A 19,684-nucleotide genomic window follows, 5' to 3' on the forward strand; every position below is an offset into this window, starting at 1 on the left:
CGGATGAGCGAAGCGACATCCGGGTTTTCCGATACGGCTCGTGTGATCCCGGATGTCGCTTCCGGGCTACGGCAGCGCGCGTCGCAGCACGCTCAATCCGCCGCCTTCGCCCGCAGCCGCTGGGCATAGACGTTGATCACCAGGGCGGCGAGTAGGATCAGGCCGCGGATCAGGATCTTCAGGAAACTGTCGATGTTGACGTGGTCGAGGCCGTTGTTGAGCACGCCGAGCACGAACAGGCCGACGATGGTGTTGCCGATGCCCCCGCGGCCGCCGAACAGGCTGGTGCCGCCGACCACGACGGCGGCGATCGAATCCAGCAGGTAGGTGTCGAACTCGTTCTGCTGCGCGCTGCCGAAATGCGCTACGCCGAGCATGCCGCCGATCCCCGAGCAGACGGCTGAGATCACCATCACGCTGCCGAGGATCAGCTTGACGTTCAGCCCCGAATACTCCGCAGCCTCGCGGTTGCCGCCGACCATGTAGACGTAGCGGCCGAACCGCGTGTAGGTCAGCACGAGGTGACCGAGCAACAGCATCAGGGCGGCCACGATCACGATCCAGGGCACTCCCGCCACGGAACTGGAGCCGAGCGTCGTGATGATGGGGGGAACCTTGTAGGCGATCTGGCCGCGCACCAGCATCGCCGAGATGCCGGCGGCGATCTGCATCATCGCGAGCGTCATGATGAAGGAGGGAATGCCGATCACGGTCAGGCCGAAGGCGTTTACCAGGCCGAGCAATGCGCACAGCGCCAGCGCGAGCAGGATGGCGACAAAACCGGGCATCGGCACGTTGGCGATGTTGACGTAGGACTCCTGCATCGTGAAGTAGGCAACGGCGATGCCGGTCACGTTGGCGATGGCGGCGATCGACAGGTCGATCTCGGCGCACAGGATCACGAAGGTGAGGCCGACCGCGATGATGCCGGTGACCGACACCTGGGTCAGGATGTTGCCGACGTTGTCGAGCGTGGCGAAGGACGGACTCGCGATCGCGAAGAACGCCGTGAGGAAGATCAAGGTCAGGAACGGCGCGATGTTGCGCATCTGCGAGCGCAGCAGCGATGCGACCCCGCCTGCGCGCCGCGACGGCGCCTCCGGCATCGGAACGGTCTCGCCATGCGCCATGACAATCTCCCTACGCCGCCTCGAGCAGACGGTCTTTGCTGATGGTTTCGCCGGCAAATTCGCGCACGACCTCGCCGCGCTTGAGCACGATGACACGGTCGGCCATCGACAGCACCGTCTCCGGCTCGGTCGAGAGCACGATCACGGCGATGCCCTGGTCGCGCAGCTGCCGCACGATTCCAATCACGTCGCTCTTGGCGCCGACATCCATGCCGCGGGTCGGCTCGCACAGCACGAGCAGCCGCGGCGGATGGCTCAGCCATTTGGCGAGCGCGACCTTCTGCTGGTTGCCGCCGGAGAGCAGGCCGAGGTCGATCTCGACATCCGCGGGCCTGATCTGCAACTGCTCGACCTGGCGCTTCGCGAGCGCGCGCTCGTGTGCCGGCTTCAGCAGCACGGCGTTGATGCGGTCGAGGATGCTGATCGAGATGTTCTTGTAGACGGGCTCCTGCAGGAACAGCATGTCGCGCCGGCTCTCCGGCACGAAGGCGATGCCGGCGCGGCGCGCGTCCGCCGTGCTCTTGAAGCGGTTGCGCTGGCCTGATACGCGCAGCTCGCCGGCGTCGGGCGCAAGCTTGCCGAACAGGATGCGCGCCAGCTCGAGCTGGCCGCAGCCCATGAAGCCGTAGATGCCGAGCACCTCGCCGGCACGCACGGCGAACGAGACGCGCTTCAGATTGCGCGCCAGCGACAGGCCCTCGGCTTCGACGACCACGGGCTTGTCGGCCGTCGGCGCGGGCAGGGTGATGTCGTGGGTGTAGCTGTCCTCCAGCGCATCGCGTCCCTTGCCGATCATGGCCTCGATCAGCGCGGCCTTGCTGGTGTCGGCGGCACGCGTCTCCATGATCTTGCGGCCGTTGCGGAACACCGTGACCTCGTCGGAGATCAGCAGGATGTCCTCGATGAAGTGTGAGATGAAGACGATGCCGGTGCCCTGCTCGCGCAGCTTGCGCAACGCCGCGAACAGCCGCTCGACCTCGGGCGGCGACAGCGCCGAGGTCGGCTCGTCCAGGATGATGATGCGCGCGCCGGAGAACAGCACCCGCGCGATCTCGATCAGCTGCTGAACGCCGATCGGCAGATCTCCCAGCCGGCTCATCGGATCGGCGTCGATGCCGAGCCGCTTGAGCTGCTCGGTGGCCTCGCGTGCCATGCGACGCCACTGCACGATGCCCAGCGCATTGGTCGGCTGGTTGCCGAGAAACACGTTCTCGGCCACGGTGAGGTCCGGCGCGACGCTGAGTTCCTGGTGCACCATCGCGATGCCGGCCGCGCGGGCGTCCCGCACGGAGCTGAAATGAACCTCGCGGCCGTCGAGCAGGAAACGGCCGGAGAAACCGGTGTGCACGCCGGCGATGATCTTCATCAGCGTGCTCTTGCCGGCGCCGTTCTCCCCGACGAGACCATGGATCTCGCCGGGGCGAAGCGTGAAGTCGACGCCGCGCAACGCGGTGACGCCGCCGAACGACTTGGTGATGTCCTGCAATTCCAGAAGAGGCGGGCGGCTGTTCGACATGGGGAGGGACTTCAGATCAGGAAGTGATCCTCCATCCATTGCATGCCGGCGGCATTGGCCTTGGTCACGACGGGCCCGTCGGTGATGACGTGCTTCGGAATGCCCTGGCCGCTCTTTTCGCCGGCGGTGACCGCGGCGACGCCTGCGACGATCGCGCCGCCATGGATGCGGCAGGACGGATTGCGCACGGTCGCGAACATGCGGCCCTCGCTGACCGCCTGGATCGCCGGCGGCATGGCGTCGACACCGCCGATCAGGATGTTGGTGCGGTTGCGCGCCTTCATGATGTTGTAGGCGGCGAGGGCCATGTCGTCATTGTGGAAGAACGCCGCGTCGATCTGCGGATATTTCGTGAGATAGGTCTCCCACAGCCGTGCCGCCTTCGACACGTCCCAGTCGGCCGGCTGCGTGTCCAGCACCTCGATGTTCGGAAACTGCTTGATCACCGAGTTGAAGCCCTTGGCGCGGCCCTGCGCGCCGGTGTGGCCGAGCGCGCCCTGCGTCATGATGATCTTGCCCTTGCCGCCCATCGCAGTCGCCAGAGCCTGCGTGACCGATGCGCCCATGAACTCGTTGTCGGGTGCGAGGAAGGAGTGGACGTTGATCTGATCGAGCGGCGCGATCAGCGTGTCCATGTCGATCACGGGAATGCCGGCATCGATCATCTTCTGCACCGGCTGAGTCAGGGTTCCGATGCCGAACGCCTGGATCGCGACGAAGTCCCACTTCTGCGACGCCATGTTGTCGATCGCGGCGCGCTGCTTCACCGCATCGAGCTGGCCGTCGAACCAGGTCACCTCGACATTGAGCAGCTTGCCCCACCATTCCGCGGCCTGCTTGCCCTGGGCGCACCAGGTCGCCTGCAAGCCGGCATTGGAGAAGGCTGCCTTGAGCGGCTTTTCGGAGCGGCCCATCTCGGCAGCCATCGCCGGAGTGATGCCAAAGCCGGCGAGAAGGGCCGCCGCAGAGCCCGCGGCCGTCGCCGCCTGGAGAAGATCGCGCCTCGTCGTGGACGTTTTCTTAGTGCCGGACATCCCGTGCTCCCTGTCCCATCGTTGTCCGGCGGCGTCATTGATCGCGCCGCCGAGAGCAGCAGTGTTTCACAACCCCATTGATCACGCCACAGCCGGATGTTGTGCGTCGCACCGAGCGACTTTCGCGCTGCACGCGCGATGTCAGAAAACCGTGATGCGCCCGTGGTACGCGGCAGCGCAGCTTTGGGAGAGAACCTTTGGCAACGACGCGCATCGCCGTGATCGCCGACATCCATCACGGCCGGGATACGCCCACGAAGCGGGGATCGGTGGCGCTGCAACTGCTCGAGCGCTTCGTCACGGAAGTGAACGCCGAAGACATCGATGCGGTCATCGATCTTGGCGACGGGATTTCTGACGAAGATCCCGAGCGCGATCGGCTGCTGCAAAGCGATGTCGCGATGTGCTTTGCGAAGTTGGCATCGACGCATCATCACGTCAGTGGCAATCATGATGTCGCATTGCTCAGCCTCGCCGACAATGAAGCGATCCTCGATCGTCCGAGCGGGTCGCGCGCGGTGATCGTCGGCGATGTCAGATGTGTGTTCTGGCAGCCCGACGTGAGTCTGACTCCGACGCGCGGCTTTCGCCTGTCCGCGAGCGATCTCGACGCGCTGGTCCAGCTGCTCGCCCAGGATGACCGGCCGACCTTGCTCGTCAGCCACGTGCCGTTGTCAGGACATGCTCAGACCGGCAACTACCACTTCGAAGCCAATCCGGGACACGCGGCCTATGCCGAGACCGACGCGATCCGCGCGGCGATCGCGGATGCGCCGTGCCCGATCGTCGGGCTCGCCGGCCATGTTCATTGGAATACGCTGACAACGGTCGATGGCACACCGCATCTGACCTTGCAGTCGCTGACAGAGACGTTCATCTCGGGCGATCCAGCCGAAGCGGCGGGCATCCTCACGATCGGCGATGGTTCGTTGCGCTGGACCGTGACTGGCCGCGAACCGCTGTCGGTGACACTGCCATGGCCGAGGACCAAGGCGCGGTGGTGCGCTCCGTTGTCGTGCTTTGCGACTGCTGCGATGGCCTGAGGTGATTGCGTGTTCAGACAGCGTTCATGCGGCCCGCGATACCGTCAACGGAGAATATCGTGGCGCGCTGCGATGACTGCCAAAAAAATAGAGCAGGGCAGCGGGCCCTGCTCGGAAATTGTGTCGACCCTTTAGATATCCCGCAAGTTCAGATTTGATCTTGTTAAGCGGGGTGACGCTGCTTGTTGCGCGCCAGGGCTCCTCCCGAGACTTGGACCACCAGACTTCCGCAAGCGATAGCCTGAGGCCCGAATTCGTAGACGATCTTTTGGCGTTTGTCATCCTTTTCGGCAACGATTGTTCAAATTTCGCGCACTTCCTGAAATGATCGGTAAGTGCTTGCAATTGACGAGCTTTATTTTCGAGTCTTCTCGCGGTAGGTGCTGAATTACCTTGGAGGCTGGCGTCCCGCGAAGGCCCATCCGGGCGTAGCGGATTGTTCTTAATCAACGACCGCTGGCGAAATGTGCTGACTGTGCCCTGCGCGACCTCGACTCCGGGCGTTCGCTCGGGCACAACAATTCAGTTCATTTGGCAGGCTTTCATGCGGCAGCGGCTGCAGGCGTTTCTCCCGATCATGCTGATCGCACTGATGGTGCAGATCCTGGCGCCGATCGGCGTTGCCTGGGCGGCCGCGTCAGCCGTGGCTGATCCCTTGCACGGCCTCGAAATCTGCCACAGCCAGCCCGGTTCCCAGTCGGTGGACGACGAGTCGCCGGCTAAGCCCGCGCTCCACGGCTGTTCGCTGTGCTGCCTGGCGCAGCCGGTCACCCTGGATGGGCCGGAGCTGTCCGTCATCGCCACGCCGCAACGGGATTCGGGCGAGGTCGTGTGGCGTGCCGGTGATCCGGCCGTCCGGATGACCAAGGCCTTCTCGAACGCGCAGGCAAGGGCTCCGCCCGCAGCGTGACGCGCTGGCCGCTGTGCGGCCCTCATCTCCCAAATCGCAAGATTACGACCCGCGTTGTCTGCTCGGCCCCGGCCGTGCGGATACGCGCCAATCGATCAAGCTGGCGCATCGCCGCCAAGAAAAGGATAACGACATGACCTTCCTCGGACGCTCTCTGTTCGCATTCGCTCTCCTGTTGGGAGGATCTTCTGCCGCCTTCGCCGCGGACGTGAAGGCCGGTGACCTCGTCATCACCCAGCCATGGAGCCGCGCCACGCCGGGTGGCGCCAAGACGGGCGCCGGCTATCTGACCATCGAGAACAAGGGCAGCGCGCCGGACCGCCTCGTCGCGGTGACCGGCGCTGTCGCCGGGCGAGTCGAGATTCACGAGATGGCCGTCACCAACGGTGTGATGACCATGCGTCCGCTCGACAAGGGAGTCACGATTGAGCCGGGCAAGACCGTCGCGCTGGCGCCGGGCGGCTATCACCTGATGCTGATGGATCTGAAGAGCCCGCTGAAGCAGGGCGACAAGCTGCCGGTCACGCTGGAGTTCGAGAAGGCCGGCAAGGTGTCCGTGACGCTCGAGGTGCAGGCGGTCGGCGCCAAGGGGCCGGGCGGCGAGGGCGGCAGCATGATGAAGCAGCACGATCATTCCGGCATGAAGATGTAGGCCGGGCGCCCCGCGACTCCGACGGAGGGCCGGTCTCGATGAAGCAACGGGTGTTGAACGCCGCCATGACAGCCGGTTCGCGCGCGAGCCGGCTGGTGGCGGCTGACCGCGCCCGACGTCCTGCCAATGTCCGTCAGAAGCTCGGCCGATATCTGCCGGTCGCGCTGCTAGCAATGCTGTTGCAGGTGCTGGCGCCAGTGGCGGCGTCCGCCCTGAGCGCCGTGACGATCGCGACGGCCGATCCGTTCGGCGGGATGGCGATCTGTCATGCCGAGACGGATGCGGCGCCCCTTGGTGGCGATGCCGACCGCACCGCCTGCGGCCTTGACTGCGTCATGTGCTGCGTGCTGCACGCCGCCGCGGCGCTCGATACGCCGCCCGCGCCGTTCGATGCGGCTCCGCTGGGTCTGACGGCGTCCATCGTCTGGACGGCGCGCGAGCTCCGCCTCGTTCATCTGCTTGCCCGGGCACAGGCGCAACCAAGAGGACCTCCCTCCCTCTCCTGAGGACAGAAATCGTCATCGGCCGCAGCCGCGTGCCGATCCGTTTTGAATCAGGAAGACCGGCCGTGCAGAGCCGGCATCGGGGAAGTCAAACATGTTCCGTCGTCATGCCCTGGGTGGTGTGAGCGTGCTCGCACTGCAGCTCTTGCTGCTGCAATCGGCCACGATCGCGCGCGCCGAGACCGAGAAGGAATTGCCGTCCGTCACCGTCGACGCGCCGCGTGCCGCACCACAACGGGCCGTGCGCAAGCCGGTCACGCAGCCAACGTCCGTCCGCGCGCGCGCGCCAAAGCCGGCTGCCGCATCCGTGGTCAGCAGCTCCGGACAGGGAGGAGCGGTGTCCGACCGAGCCTCGGGTGCCGGCGCCGCCCGCAACCAGCTCAGCCAGTCGCCGACCGGCCAGACCGCGACCACGATCGACCGCAGCCGCTACGATGACCGGCCTGCGTTTTCCGTCGGCGACATCCTGCGCGAAAGCCCCGGCGTCTCGCTCAAGCAGGGCAACGGACCGCGCGACCTTGGCATCTCGATCCGCGGCTCCAATGCCCGCAACGGCTTCGGCATCCGCAACATCGTGCTGTTCGAGGACGGATTTCCAGTCACCCAGCCGGACGGGCTGTCGCGCAGCGACCTGATCGATCCCCGCGCCTATGGTGCGGTCGACGTGATCCGCGGGCCGTCCTCGGCGCTCTACGGCAACTATGCGACCGGAGGCGCGATCAATTTCCGCACCCGCCCGGGCAGCAGCATCGACGGTGCGGAGATCGGCAGCGAAGGCGGCAGCTTCGGCTATCTCAGCAACTACATGACGTTCGGCAAGAAGGTCGGCAATTTCGAGGGCTCGTTGTTCACCAGCGACGTCCGCGGCGATGGCTATCTCGGCAACAGCTGGTTCAACACCCAGACCGTCAACTTCCTCGGCACCTACAAGGCGACGCCGGATGACCGCTTTACGGTCAAGATCATCAACAACGACCTGTTCACGCGGCTGCCAATCCGGTCGTCGCTGAATCAGTACTATCAGAACCCTTATCAGCAGGGCTGCGCGACGTGGACGACAGCAGCCGCGGGCTGCGGCAGCGTCACGTTGTTCAACAACGGGTTCAACAACTCGGCTGGAACTGACAAAGAGACGGCGCTGCAGGCCGGGCTCGGCCGCAACGACCGCCGCACCATCGTCGGCGGGCGCTGGGAGCACGATTTCGACAACAACACGACCTGGCGCAATCAGTTCGTGTTCGATGACCGCAACATCAGCCAGCCGACCGGGTCGACCAGCGCGGTCGGCGACTATCCGTCCTACAACTACATGAGCGACATCACCCGGCGGGGCGAGATCTTCGGCCTGGAATCGACCAGCTTCTTCGGCGCCTTCTACAATACGCTCACCGCGTCCGGAGACACGTTCAACGTCATGCCGGGCGGCAACGGCACGCTCGGCCGCTTGTCGACCAACCTTCTGAGCGAGACGACGAATTTCGGCGTGCGGGCGCGCGAGGAGCTCAAGCTGACGTCGGCCTTGACCGCGGTGGCCGGTCTCGGCTGGGAGCGCACCCACCTTCGCGGCGTGAACACGGCAGGGGGGACCGGGACGACGCTCACGACCGCGGACCGGCAGTTCGACAATCTCGCGCCCGAGTTTGCGCTGCTCTACAAGGTGAACAGCGACTGGCTGGTGCGGGCGCGCGTCGCATCGGGATATGGCACGCCGCAGGTCTCGAACCTGTTTGTGCTCCCGAGCGGCACAGCCGGAAACAACACCAATCTCGCCTCGCAAAGCAATCTCGGCTACGATTTGGGCTTTGACTGGACTCCCAACAAGTCGGTCACCCTGAGCGCAACCGGCTTCTACGAATTCTTCCGCAACGAGATCGTCAACCAGGCAACGCCGGTTGTCGGCGTGACCTATGCGTTCAACGCCCCGCGCTCGGAGCATCGCGGCGTCGAGCTGGCCGCCGACTGGATATTCCTGCCCGGCTGGCGCTTCACGGCCGCCTACACCTATCTCGACGAGATTTATACCGACTATACGGAGAACCTGACCTCCACGACGGCGCCGACAAGCGGCACGGTCTTCCGCTTCAACCGCGCCGGCAACAAGATTCCAGGGATTTCCCCGAACGAGCTGACGGCCCGACTGGGGTATGATTACGCCAGCGGAAGGCTTGCAGGGCTGGGTGCCTTCGTCGAGGTCCAATGGAAGGATTCCTTCTATATGGACAACGCGAACCTGCTCAGGGCGCCCGGCTACGAGCTGGTCAACCTGAACGTCCACTACAGGACCGAGCTTGCGTCCGAAGCCTTCAAGTCGCTCAACGTCTTCTTCGAGGTCAGGAACGTGTTCGACCGCGCCTATATTGCGTCGGCCAACAACATCGCGAACTCGGTCACGTCTGCAGGCGTTCAAAATCCCGCCAGCGTTCTGGCCAATACCACTGGCTCGATCTATGCCGGCTCACCGCGCGCCTTCGTCGCTGGCATGAAGGTGGCATTCCGATGAGGCACAACATGACAAGGACGCCATTGCTTCGAGGCTGCGTCGTCGGACTCGCCATGGCCCTGATGTGGCCGCTGTCCGTACAGGCCCAGATGGCGCACCAGCACGGATCGGAGGCAGCATGCGAGGGCACCGAGCTCCGATGCGCCACCAAGGTGACGCCGTTCTTCGCTGAAGACGGCAAGCTCTGGCTCGTCTGGATGGCCGGAGGACGGGTGTCGGTGGCGGGCTCGACCGACGGCGGGAAAACGTATTCCGCCGCCGTACCGGTCACCGAGCAGCAGCTCAATCTCGACTGGGGGCCCGATGCCCGTCCGAAGCTGGTGGTCGACGGCAAAGGCGTCATAGCGGTGGCGTTCTCGATCTTCCGCGACCAGGCGTTCAACGGGCAGGTGCTGTACTCCCGGTCGGATGATGGCGGCAAAAGCTTCGCGGCGCCTCGTCCCATCACGCCAAACAACGAAAGCCAGCGCTTCGAGGCGCTGGCGCTGGACCAGGACGGCACCGTCTTCGTGGCGTGGCTCGACAAGCGCAACCGGGTGCCGGCGAAGGCCGCCGGGCGCGCCTACGAGGGCGCGGGATTGTTCTTCTCATCATCGCGCGATGGCGGCGCCACCTATGCCGAAGCGACGCTGGCCCAGGACAACACCTGCGAATGTTGCCGGCTCGGCGTTGCCTTCGCGGGGCCGGGACGTCCGGTGGTGATGTTCCGCAATATCTTCGAAGGCAGCGTGCGCGACCACGCCGTGATCACCTTCAGCGACCTCGCCAAACCGGGCGAGGTCTACCGGGTCAGCACCGATGATTGGCAGATCAAGGCCTGCCCGCATCAGGGGCCGAGCCTGACCGTGTCGCCGGCGGGCACGTATCATGTCGCCTGGTTCACAAGCGGCAAGGTTCGCAAAGGGCTGTTCTACGCGCATTCGCGCGACGGTGGCCGGACGTTCTCGGAACCCATGGCGATCGGCCAGGCCGACCGCAATCCGACGCGGCCCTATGTGCTCGCGACCCAGGACAGCACGACGCTGGTGTGGAAGGAGTTCGACGGCGAGCGCACCACGGTGATGGGAATGCAATCGCGGGACGATGGCGAGACGTGGTCGAAGCCGCGCGCCCTTGCCAGCACGGACAATGCGTCGGATCACCCGCTGCTGGTCGCCCATGGCAGGCAGATCTTCCTGTCCTGGATGACCAAGTCTGATGGCTATCGGTTGCAGCCGATCGGAGATGAGTCATGAAACGCCCATTCGCCGCCCTTGCGATCTTTGGCTTCGTCGCCTTGACGGCGTCGAGCACCGCAGCACCGCCATCGCTCAAGCCGTTCGAGCGCGGCACCTGGCGCGAGGTGCTGCGGGCCCATGCGGGTCGTCCGACGCTGATCCATTTCTGGGGCGTCACCTGCGGCCCCTGCAAGATCGAGCTGCCGCAGCTCGGCAAGTTCATGTCCGATCATCCCGAGATCGACGTGGTCACCGTCAGCGCCGATTTGGTGCCGAACCTGAACGCTGCGACCCAGGCCATGCTGGACAAGGCCGGGCTCACCACGGCGGAGAACTTCATCTTCAACGACGGATATGTCGAGCGTCTCCGGTTCGAGATCGATCCGTCCTGGCAGGGTGATATCCCGCGCACGATACTCGTGACCCGCGAGGGCGCGGTCTCGACCATCGAAGGCAGCGCCGAGATCGGCGATCTCGACAAATGGTCCTCGGAGCAGGGGCGGGGGCACTAAGACGGCCGGGGCGCGGGGATCTTGCCCGGTCGCCCTGCGCGAGCCTCATCACGGCGACGTGCGCCGTTCATCCTCCACTTCAGCGGAACCGGTAAATTGATTGGGAATCCGGCGGCTTAGCCGCCTTTTTTCAAACCCAGCCTTGTGTTTTGCCGCCTGATCCGGTTTGACTGCGCCAGCTCGAACCGAATCTCGAAGGCCTCGCCCATGCGTCTGTCGCGGTTTTTCCTGCCCATTCTGAAAGAAAATCCGAAGGAAGCCGAGATCGTCTCGCATCGCTTGATGCTGCGCGCCGGCATGCTGCGGCAGGAGGCGGCCGGCATCTATGCCTGGCTGCCGCTGGGCTTCAAGGTGCTGAAGAAGATCGAGCAGATCGTGCGCGAGGAGCAGAACCGCGCCGGAGCGCTGGAACTGCTGATGCCGACATTGCAGCTCGCCGACCTCTGGCGCGAGAGCGGCCGCTACGATGCCTATGGCCCGGAGATGCTGCGTATCAGCGACCGCCACAAGCGTGAGTTGCTGTACGGGCCGACCAACGAGGAAATGATCACGGAGATCTTCCGTGCCTATGTGAAGTCCTACCGCAACCTGCCGCTCAATCTCTATCATATCCAATGGAAATTCCGCGACGAGCAGCGTCCCCGCTTCGGCGTGATGCGCGGCCGCGAATTCCTAATGAAGGACGCCTATTCGTTCGACCTCGACGAAGCCGGCGCGCGGCGCGCCTACAACAAGATGTTCGTCGCGTACTTGCGCACCTTCGCGCGGATGGGCCTGAAGGGCATCCCGATGCGCGCCGAGACCGGTCCGATCGGCGGCGATCTCAGCCACGAGTTCATCGTGCTCGCGGAGACCGGTGAATCCGGCGTCTACTGCGACCGCGACGTGCTCGATCTGCCGATCCCGCCGGCGTCCGTCGACTATGACGGCGACCTGACCCCGATCATCAAGCAATGGACGTCGCTCTACGCGGCGACCGAGGACGTCCATGACGCGGCCCGGTTCGAGGCCGAGGTGCCGGCCGAGCGGCGGGTCCATACCCGCGGAATCGAGGTCGGCCAGATCTTCTATTTCGGCACCAAATATTCCGAGCCGATGAAGGCGCTGGTCGCCGGCCCCGATGGGGCGGAGGTCACCATCCATGGCGGCTCCTATGGCGTCGGCGTGTCGCGGCTGGCTGGTGCGATCATCGAGGCCTGTCACGACGAGGCCGGCATCAAATGGCCGGAGGAGGTCGCCCCGTTCCGTGCCGTCATCCTCAACCTGAAGCAGGGCGGTTCCGACACCGATGTCGCCTGCGAGCAGCTCTATCGCGATCTCCTCGCCAAGGGGGTCGACGTGCTCTACGACGACACCGAGCAGCGCGCCGGCGGCAAGTTCGCCACGGCGGACCTCATCGGCATCCCCTGGCAGATCATGGTCGGCCCCAAGAGCCTCGCCGAAGGCAAGGTCGAGGTGAAGACCCGCAGCGACGGCGCCCGCCAGATGATGTCCCCGGCGGACGTCGTGGCACGGCTCGGTGGCGGGGCATTGGCTGGCTGAGGCGCTCGTTCGATCATCGGATTATCCACCGGGGCAGCCCGTCCCCTTCAGGCCAATCCGGCCACATTCGGCCCGAATCATGGGATGATCGCACAATGGATGACGCCATGACCGAACCGGTGCAGACCACCACCCCCTTCGCTCCCTTCGAGTGGATGCTGTCGGGGCGCTATTTGCGTGCGCGCCGCAGGGAAGGGTTCATCTCCGTCATCGCGGGGTTCTCCTTCCTCGGCATCATGCTGGGCGTCGCCACCCTGATCATCGTAATGGCGGTGATGAACGGCTTCCGCAAGGAGCTGCTCGACAAGATCCTCGGTCTGAACGGGCATCTGCTGGTGCAGCCGCTGGAGTCGCCGCTGACCGACTGGAAGGACGTCTCGGAGCGGATCGCGCAGGTGCAGGGCATCCGACTCGCCGCGCCGGTGGTCGACGGACAGGGTCTGGGCTCGTCGCCATTCAATGCGTCAGGCGTGTTCATCCGCGGCATTCGCGCGCAGGACCTCACGAACCTGACCTCGATCGCCAAGAACATCAAGCAGGGTTCGCTGGAAGGTTTCGACGAAGGCCAGGGCGTCGCGATCGGCCGCCGGCTCGCGGACCAATTGTCGCTGCATGCCGGTGACAGCATCACGCTGGTCGCCCCGAAGGGCGCCGTGACGCCGATGGGCACCACGCCGCGCATCAAGCCCTACAAGATCGCGGCGGTGTTCGAGATCGGCATGTCGGAATACGACGCCAGCTTCGTCTTCATGCCGCTGGCCGAGGCGCAGGCCTATTTCAATCGCAACAACGACGTCACCGCGATCGAGATCTTCACCAGCAATCCCGACAAGGTGGAGGAGTTTCGCAAGACGGTCACCGAGGCAGCCGGCCGCCCGATCTTTCTCGTCGACTGGCGCCAGCGTAACTCGACCTTCTTCAATGCGCTGCAGGTCGAGCGTAACGTGATGTTCCTGATCCTGACCTTGATCGTGCTGGTCGCCGCGCTCAACATCGTTTCGGGACTGATCATGCTGGTCAAGGACAAGGGCCAGGACATCGCCGTGCTGCGGACCATGGGGGCTTCGCAGGGGGCGATCATGCGGATATTCCTGATCACCGGCGCCTCGATCGGGGTGGTCGGCACGCTCACCGGATTCGTCGTCGGCCTCCTGATCTCGATGAACATCGATTCGATCAGGAAGTTTTTGTCCTGGCTGACGAGCACCGATCTGTTTCCCAATGAACTCTATTTCCTGTCGAAGCTGCCGGCTGAGATCGATGCCGGCGAGACTGCGGCCGTTCTGATCATGGCCTTGACCCTGTCTTTCCTGGCTACGCTGTATCCATCCTGGCGCGCGGCCCGATTAGACCCGGTCGAAGCGCTTCGCTACGAGTGAGGCGCTGATGGACGAGCAGGGGGCCGAGGATGTGCCGGTCGTTTATCTCCACGAGATCAAGCGGCGGTACATGCAGGGTGAGCAGCAGCTGACCATTCTGGACGGCGCCAAGCTGGCGCTGTGGGCCGGTCAGTCGGTGGCGCTGGTGGCGCCGTCGGGCTCGGGCAAGTCGACATTGCTGCACATCGCGGGTCTCCTGGAGAGTCCCGACGAGGGCGAGGTCTATGTCGGGGGCGTGCCGACGTCGCAATTGACCGACATCGAGCGCACCCAGATGCGCAGGACCGACATCGGTTTCGTCTACCAGTCGCACCGGCTGCTGCCGGAGTTCACGGCGCTGGAGAACGTGATGCTGCCGCAAATGATCCGCGGCTTGAAACGGTCCGAGACGGTGAAGCGGGCGACCGAGATCCTGGCTTATCTCGGGCTCGGCGAGCGCATCAAGCACCGCCCGGCCGAGCTCTCCGGCGGCGAGCAGCAACGCGTCGCGATCGCGCGTGCGGTCGCCAATGCGCCGCGTGCGCTGCTGGCGGACGAGCCGACCGGCAATCTCGATCCTGGCACCGCCGATCACGTCTTTCACGCGCTGATGCAGCTCGTGAAGGCCACGCGGGTCGCGATGCTGATCGCGACCCACAACATGGAGCTGGCCGGCCGCATGGACCGGCGCGTCTCCATCGTCGGCGGCAAGGTCGTCGAGCTCGACTGAGTCCGGCCGCAGTCAGGGCCTGATCACCGTCATCTTGAACGGCTCGCGATGGGCGGCGGCATGGGCGACCGCGTCGTTGGCATGGTCGAGGTCGAAACAGGTCGGCTCGAACTGCGCGAGGTCGAGCAGTCCGGCCCTGATCAGTCCCACCATCTTCACTGTCGCTGTCGGCGGGCACATCCAAACGCCGCGGATGGTGATGCAGTCGCGCATGATCCAGGGATAGGGCAGCTCGAGCCCGGGGCCGCCGAGCATGCCGACTCCGCCCATCAACACCACGCGCCCATAGGGACGTACGGTCATCACGGCGGTCCGCACGACATTGGTCGTGACGGAGGGCGGCATGATGTCGAGCACGCAGTCGATCGGGCCGGGCGCGGCGCGCTTCATGCGCTCGGTGTCCTCGCTTTCATGGCCCGACAGCCTGACTGGATGGATGCGTGCGCCGAACCGGCGCTTGAGCTCGGCCAGCATGGCCTCGTTGCGACCGGGCGCCACGACCGCAGCGGCGCCCATGGCGAGCGCCACCGCGACTGCGGCGCTGCCGAACCTGCCGGTGGCGCCGCTGACCAGCACGGTCTCGCCCGCCTGCAGATTGGCGGCAAGAAAGCCGCCATAGGGCACGAGCAGGGTGCCGAGCGCGCACCACCGCGCCGCGTCGCGGGCATCGATGACACCGATCGGCTTGGCGTTCTCCGTTGGCAGCCGCATGCGCTCGGCGAACGAGCCGTGCCGGAAATGCCGTTGTAGCTTGAGCCCGCCCGGTCCGCGCGCGCTCAGGCCTTGCAGGGTTATGTCGGGGGCGAGCGCATTGTCACGTGAGCGCACCGTCGGATCGCAGAACACCCAGTCGCCAATCGCAAGATGCGTGGCATCGGGACCGAGCGCGCTGACCCTGCCGATGCCGCTCGTTCCCGGGATGACCGGCAGTTCCAGCAGATATTTGCGTTCTCCGCTGAACACTTCATTCGCATAGGACAGCACGCCGGCTGCGGCGATGTCGACGATCACCTCGCCGGTGCCGAGCACGGGGTCTTCGACATGCTCGATCTCGAGCGGCGATCCAAATCGTTTGAGCACTGCGGCCTTCATGATCTTCTCCATTTTCGCGATGGCGAGGCACCAGTCTGCCGGTCTATCCTACGCGCAAGAAGGCCTGGTATTATCCTAGGATTGAAGAAGCCCAGGCTGGGCGCACCGCCATCGGGGGCGAACCATGAGTGATCTCGGAGATGAGTGATCCAAGACATGCCGAACTCGGAAACTTCCTGCGCTCGCGGCGCGAGAAGCTGACGCCGCAGGCGGTCGGGCTCGCAGCCGGGCGGCGGCGACGCACCGCAGGGCTGCGGCGGGAGGAAGTAGCCGAGCTCGCTGGCATCGGCGTCGACTGGTACATCCGAATCGAGCAGGGCCGTGCGGTGAAGCCGTCCTCATCCACCATCGATGCGCTGGCGCGCGCCCTGCGCCTGAGCCGAACCGAGCATGCTCATCTCAAGGCGCTGGTGCGCGATCCTGCGCGCAAGCCGTTCGTGCGCGAGCAGGTGCCGCCCCGACTGCGCGAACTCGTGCAGAGTCTGAACCAGCCGGCCTACATCTCCGGACGGCGATGGGATGTGCTCGCCTGGAATGCGGCGGCGGACGAGATCTTCGGCTTCTCGCAACTCGCCGACGATGAGCGCAACACGTTGGTGCTGATGCTGTGCAAGCCCGGCGTGCGCCGGCTGTTCGGCGCGCAATGGAAGGAGCTGGCGCAACGCATGGTCGCGCAGTTTCGCGCGACCTATGATCTGTGGGCGGGCGATCCCGCCTTCGTCGATCTGATCGCGCGGCTGCGGCGTGGCAGCCGCGAGTTCGATGGCTTGTGGGCGGCGCACGACGTCAATGCGCTTGCTGCGGGCGAAAAGCTGCTCGAGCATCCGAAGAAGGGCCGCGTGAGGCTGCGATACGCGACCTTCCAGTCCAACGACGATCCCGCGCTGAAGTTGGCGATCTACTACACGTGATGACGATGCCGCTCCGGACGAGCGTGCATTCCGCGTCGGCCGGGAAGCACCACACATTCGTCCGCTTTGCGCATGATGATGCTACGCATTCGCAAGACTCGTCGTGCTGCCCTGAAGAATTCACGACTGAGACGTGACAGGGGTCGTTCCGTGACCGGGAGTTTCCCGATCACGATTTTGCCGTCGCTCGCATTGTGGCCATGGATGGACGCCGGCCACGACTCCTCCTTACATCTTATTAGTTGTTTGTTCATGTTGCCGGCAAAGCCTTGAAAAACAGGCCTTTGCGTCCAATCCCATAAAAGCCGGAAAGAATGGTTCTGATCTGCACATCGGTTGATGTCGGCGGAGCGAATGCGGGTGGCATAGTCGCTTCGTCGCGCTGCATGTTTTTCGCACGGAACCAGGGGGCCTGGGGACTTTGGGACAGAAGCTACGGAGTTCGATGATGAAGACGCTTTTCGGCGCAACGGTGGGGCTCGGCGCAATCGCCGCGGCGACGTCTGCATTCGCAGCTGATCTTCCAATGAAGAAGGGGCCGTACACCAAGGCGCCGCCCGCCGTCGTGGCGACGGTGTATGACTGGAGCGGCTTCTATGTCGGCTTCAACGCCGGCGGAGGTTCCAGCCGGGATTGCTGGAATCTGGTTTCGAACGCCGGTGTGGCGGTGAACCCGGCAGCCAACCGCGAAGGCTGCTCGGGCGGCGGCGGCGCGGCCGTCGGCGGCCAGGTCGGCTACCGCTATCAGATGGCCAACTGGGTGTTCGGCGTCGAGGCGCAGGGCGACTGGGCGAACTTCAAAGGCACGAATCGCAACCTGATTCTTCCCAATGTCAGCGACCGTTCACGCACCAACGGCTTCGGCCTGTTCACCGGCCAGGTCGGCTATGCCTTCGACAACATTCTCGGCTATATCAAGGGCGGTGCCGCGGTCGTCGGCGATCGCTACGACACCTTCACCACGGGCACCAACGTGATGCTCGATCGCGCCAACACGACGCGTTGGGGCGGTACGATCGGTGCCGGCCTCGAATATGGCTTTGCGCCGAACTGGTCGGTCGGCGTCGAGTACGACCACATCTTCCTGGGCAACAAGAACCTGAACTTCGTCGCCGCGGCCGGCGCGCCCGCGATGACTCATCGCATCAAGCAGGATGTCGACATCGGGCTCGTGAAGCTGAACTACAAGTTCGGTCCGGGTTTCGGGATGATGCGCTGACGCAACGTCACCCTCGATTGCTCCGGTTCGTCGAAGCCGCGGCTTCGACGAACCTTCGATGGTATGGCCTGAGACGGCAGCTCGCTGCGTCGAAGGCGGGGACGGGTCAGTCCTCTTCGAACACGAACGGGTTGGGGAACGGCGCGTAGGGATTCGGCGCCGGCGGACGCGGCCTGATCCGCTGCCTGTGCGGATACGGATAGGGTGTCGCGCGCGGGTCATTGCTCACACCGGCGAAATAGGGGTTCGCGATGCAGTTCAGCAGGCGTCCCGACGCCGTCGCTTGGCATTGCGCGTAAGTGTCGAAGGTGCAGTGGCTCAAGCCCGGAAACTCATCACCCTGCAGACAGAACGCATGCCTGACACCGACGGCGTGAGCCGGCGCATGGGTTGCGGCCACGAGGCCGGCTGCAGCCAGGGCCGCAAATAAAACCTCACGCATCAACGATCTCCCTTCATCCCTTGATGACCAGAACGCGCGCGCTTCATGGCGAAGCACCGGCGCGACCGCCCTCACGCGTGTGTAGTCGGTCGGCCCTCGATTGCAAGCTGGAAAGTTCCATCAACACACTGTGATTAAAGATTAATTTCCTAACATGTCTCGTGGCCTTTCAGCAGCGAGCTGTGACCGAGCGGCTACAGCAATTGTGGCGCAGATCGGTAAGAGGTGCGGCTGGCCTGGGGGCCAAATGAGACGAGACTGGACCTGTGATGAAGAAACTTCTGTTGACGACGACGGCGCTCGTGGTGCTGGCCTCGCCGGCGCTTGCCGCGGATCTCGCTGCGCGTCCCTACACGAAGGCACCGCCGCCTGTGATGGCTGCGATCTATGACTGGAGCGGCTTCTACATCGGCGTGAACGGTGGCGGCGGCTGGAGCGAGAACACCTGGGATCTGGTCGGCGGCGGCCGCGAGGGTTCGCATGATGCATCCGGCGGCACCGTCGGTGGCCAGGTCGGCTATCGCTGGCAGATGGGCCAGATCGTGTTCGGCGTCGAGGCGCAGGGCAACTGGGCCGACCTCACCGGCGACAATCAGAGCGCGCTGTTCGGAACGCGTAACCGCACCAAGACCGATGCGTTCGGCCTGTTCACCGGCCAGGTCGGCTACGCCATCAACAACGTGCTGCTCTACGCCAAGGGCGGTGCGGCCGTGACCAGCAACAAGTACACGATCACCAATGCTGCGACCGGCGCGTTCCTCGCCTCCAACGACGACACGCGCTGGGGCGGCGTGGTCGGTGCCGGCGTCGAATACGGCTTTGCGCCGAACTGGTCGCTGGGCGTCGAGTACGACCATCTGTTCATGGACCGCCAGACCGTCAGCTTCGGCGCGCTCGGCTCCGACAGCATCAAGCAGGACGTCGATCTGTTCACCGCCCGCCTGAACTACCGCTTCGGCGGCCCGGTCGCGACGCGGTACTGAGTCGATCCTCGCTCGATCGGCGGATTGGAAAGCCCCGGCGTTCGCGCCGGGGCTTTTTGTTTGCGGAGGCGGGTTAACCATTTGCTGTGCCGGCGCGGCGAGAGCCGATCAGCGCGCTTGACCTGAGAACAGAAAAGGAACATTGTTCTTCATATGTTCTGACTCAGGGAGGTCCCGATGCTCAAGGTTTTCGTTCAAGAAGCCGCCGCGCTGGCGTCGATCACGCTGTTCGTCGGCATGATCGCGCTCTGGGCGCAAATCATTCCACAGCTTTAGTTTTCCGAGCGCAGCGGCTGGGGACAAGGCAGGCGAGGGCGCCGGACTCGCCGGAGGTCGTCCGATATGATGCGGAGCGAGTCGGTCGGGGTCGGGGGCATGGCGGTTCATGAC

At 64.7% G+C, this 19,684-nt stretch carries 18 protein-coding genes; 13 read left to right on the forward strand and 5 right to left on the reverse strand.

Translation table 11 applies throughout. The annotated features are described in order from the left end of the window. Positions 1-92: 92 nt before the first annotated feature. From QX048_RS06325 to QX048_RS06335, 3 genes are read right to left on the reverse strand one after another with little or no spacing between them, the layout of a single operon-like run. Positions 93-1,130, reverse strand: a complete 1,038-nt coding sequence (locus QX048_RS06325) for an ABC transporter permease (protein WP_315711566.1) — start codon at positions 1,128-1,130, stop codon at positions 93-95. A 10-nt stretch (positions 1,131-1,140) separates the two neighbouring features. Then, positions 1,141-2,646, reverse strand: a complete 1,506-nt coding sequence (locus QX048_RS06330; protein ID WP_316200384.1) for a sugar ABC transporter ATP-binding protein — start codon at positions 2,644-2,646, stop codon at positions 1,141-1,143. 11 nt (positions 2,647-2,657) lie between these two features. Further along, on the reverse strand, positions 2,658-3,680 hold the full coding sequence (locus tag QX048_RS06335) for a sugar ABC transporter substrate-binding protein (protein ID WP_315827164.1): 1,023 nt from the start codon (positions 3,678-3,680) through the stop codon (positions 2,658-2,660). Between the two features lie 197 nt (positions 3,681-3,877). On the opposite strand from QX048_RS06335, the gene QX048_RS06340 reads away from it, so the two are divergent. From QX048_RS06340 to QX048_RS06385, 10 genes are all read left to right on the forward strand, one after another. Then, positions 3,878-4,723 (forward strand): metallophosphoesterase family protein, encoded by an 846-nt coding sequence (locus tag QX048_RS06340; RefSeq protein WP_316200385.1) that lies wholly within the window; start codon positions 3,878-3,880, stop codon positions 4,721-4,723. 544 nt (positions 4,724-5,267) lie between these two features. Next, positions 5,268-5,633, forward strand: a complete 366-nt coding sequence (locus tag QX048_RS06345; RefSeq protein WP_316200386.1) for a DUF2946 family protein — start codon at positions 5,268-5,270, stop codon at positions 5,631-5,633. 133 nt (positions 5,634-5,766) lie between these two features. Beyond that, on the forward strand, positions 5,767-6,285 hold the full coding sequence (locus QX048_RS06350) for a copper chaperone PCu(A)C (protein ID WP_316185780.1): 519 nt from the start codon (positions 5,767-5,769) through the stop codon (positions 6,283-6,285). Positions 6,286-6,338: 53 nt separating this feature from the next. Continuing rightward, positions 6,339-6,791 (forward strand): DUF2946 family protein, encoded by a 453-nt coding sequence (locus QX048_RS06355; RefSeq protein ID WP_316200387.1) that lies wholly within the window; start codon positions 6,339-6,341, stop codon positions 6,789-6,791. Between the two features lie 91 nt (positions 6,792-6,882). After that, positions 6,883-9,288 (forward strand): TonB-dependent receptor, encoded by a 2,406-nt coding sequence (locus QX048_RS06360; protein WP_316200388.1) that lies wholly within the window; start codon positions 6,883-6,885, stop codon positions 9,286-9,288. An 8-nt stretch (positions 9,289-9,296) separates the two neighbouring features. Next, positions 9,297-10,523, forward strand: coding sequence for an exo-alpha-sialidase (locus QX048_RS06365; RefSeq protein WP_410052161.1), 1,227 nt, complete (start codon positions 9,297-9,299; stop codon positions 10,521-10,523). Further along, positions 10,520-11,017 (forward strand): TlpA disulfide reductase family protein, encoded by a 498-nt coding sequence (locus QX048_RS06370; RefSeq protein ID WP_315750901.1) that lies wholly within the window; start codon positions 10,520-10,522, stop codon positions 11,015-11,017. The genes QX048_RS06365 and QX048_RS06370 overlap by 4 nt, the downstream gene beginning before the upstream one ends. A gap of 207 nt (positions 11,018-11,224) precedes the next feature. Continuing rightward, on the forward strand, positions 11,225-12,559 hold the full coding sequence (gene proS, locus QX048_RS06375) for a proline--tRNA ligase (protein WP_316170122.1): 1,335 nt from the start codon (positions 11,225-11,227) through the stop codon (positions 12,557-12,559). A gap of 95 nt (positions 12,560-12,654) precedes the next feature. Further along, on the forward strand, positions 12,655-13,938 hold the full coding sequence (locus tag QX048_RS06380; RefSeq protein ID WP_315711581.1) for a lipoprotein-releasing ABC transporter permease subunit: 1,284 nt from the start codon (positions 12,655-12,657) through the stop codon (positions 13,936-13,938). A gap of 7 nt (positions 13,939-13,945) precedes the next feature. Beyond that, positions 13,946-14,647 (forward strand): ABC transporter ATP-binding protein, encoded by a 702-nt coding sequence (locus tag QX048_RS06385; protein ID WP_231324716.1) that lies wholly within the window; start codon positions 13,946-13,948, stop codon positions 14,645-14,647. 12 nt (positions 14,648-14,659) lie between these two features. On the opposite strand, the gene QX048_RS06390 is transcribed toward QX048_RS06385, so the two are convergent. Further along, positions 14,660-15,739 (reverse strand): alcohol dehydrogenase catalytic domain-containing protein, encoded by a 1,080-nt coding sequence (locus QX048_RS06390; protein WP_315827156.1) that lies wholly within the window; start codon positions 15,737-15,739, stop codon positions 14,660-14,662. Between the two features lie 140 nt (positions 15,740-15,879). Here QX048_RS06390 and QX048_RS06395 point away from each other — a divergent pair, with 140 nt between their 5' ends. After that, positions 15,880-16,650 carry a helix-turn-helix transcriptional regulator gene (locus QX048_RS06395; protein ID WP_315827155.1) on the forward strand — a complete coding sequence of 257 codons (771 nt, stop codon included), beginning with the start codon at positions 15,880-15,882 and terminating at the stop codon, positions 16,648-16,650. 445 nt (positions 16,651-17,095) lie between these two features. Then, complete coding sequence (locus tag QX048_RS06400; protein WP_315711586.1) at positions 17,096-17,869, forward strand: outer membrane protein; 774 nt, start codon at positions 17,096-17,098, stop codon at positions 17,867-17,869. Between the two features lie 106 nt (positions 17,870-17,975). Here the strand turns inward: QX048_RS06400 and QX048_RS06405 are convergent, their stop codons facing one another. Continuing rightward, positions 17,976-18,311: a DUF3551 domain-containing protein gene (locus tag QX048_RS06405; protein WP_315827154.1), complete on the reverse strand. Its 336-nt coding sequence runs from the start codon at positions 18,309-18,311 to the stop codon at positions 17,976-17,978. Positions 18,312-18,580: 269 nt separating this feature from the next. On the opposite strand from QX048_RS06405, the gene QX048_RS06410 reads away from it, so the two are divergent. Further along, complete coding sequence (locus QX048_RS06410; protein WP_315711588.1) at positions 18,581-19,294, forward strand: outer membrane protein; 714 nt, start codon at positions 18,581-18,583, stop codon at positions 19,292-19,294. Positions 19,295-19,684 lie beyond the last annotated feature (390 nt).

It is taken from the genome of Bradyrhizobium sp. SZCCHNS30572 (genome assembly GCF_032484415.1).
Classification (GTDB): Bacteria; Pseudomonadota; Alphaproteobacteria; order Rhizobiales; family Xanthobacteraceae; genus Bradyrhizobium.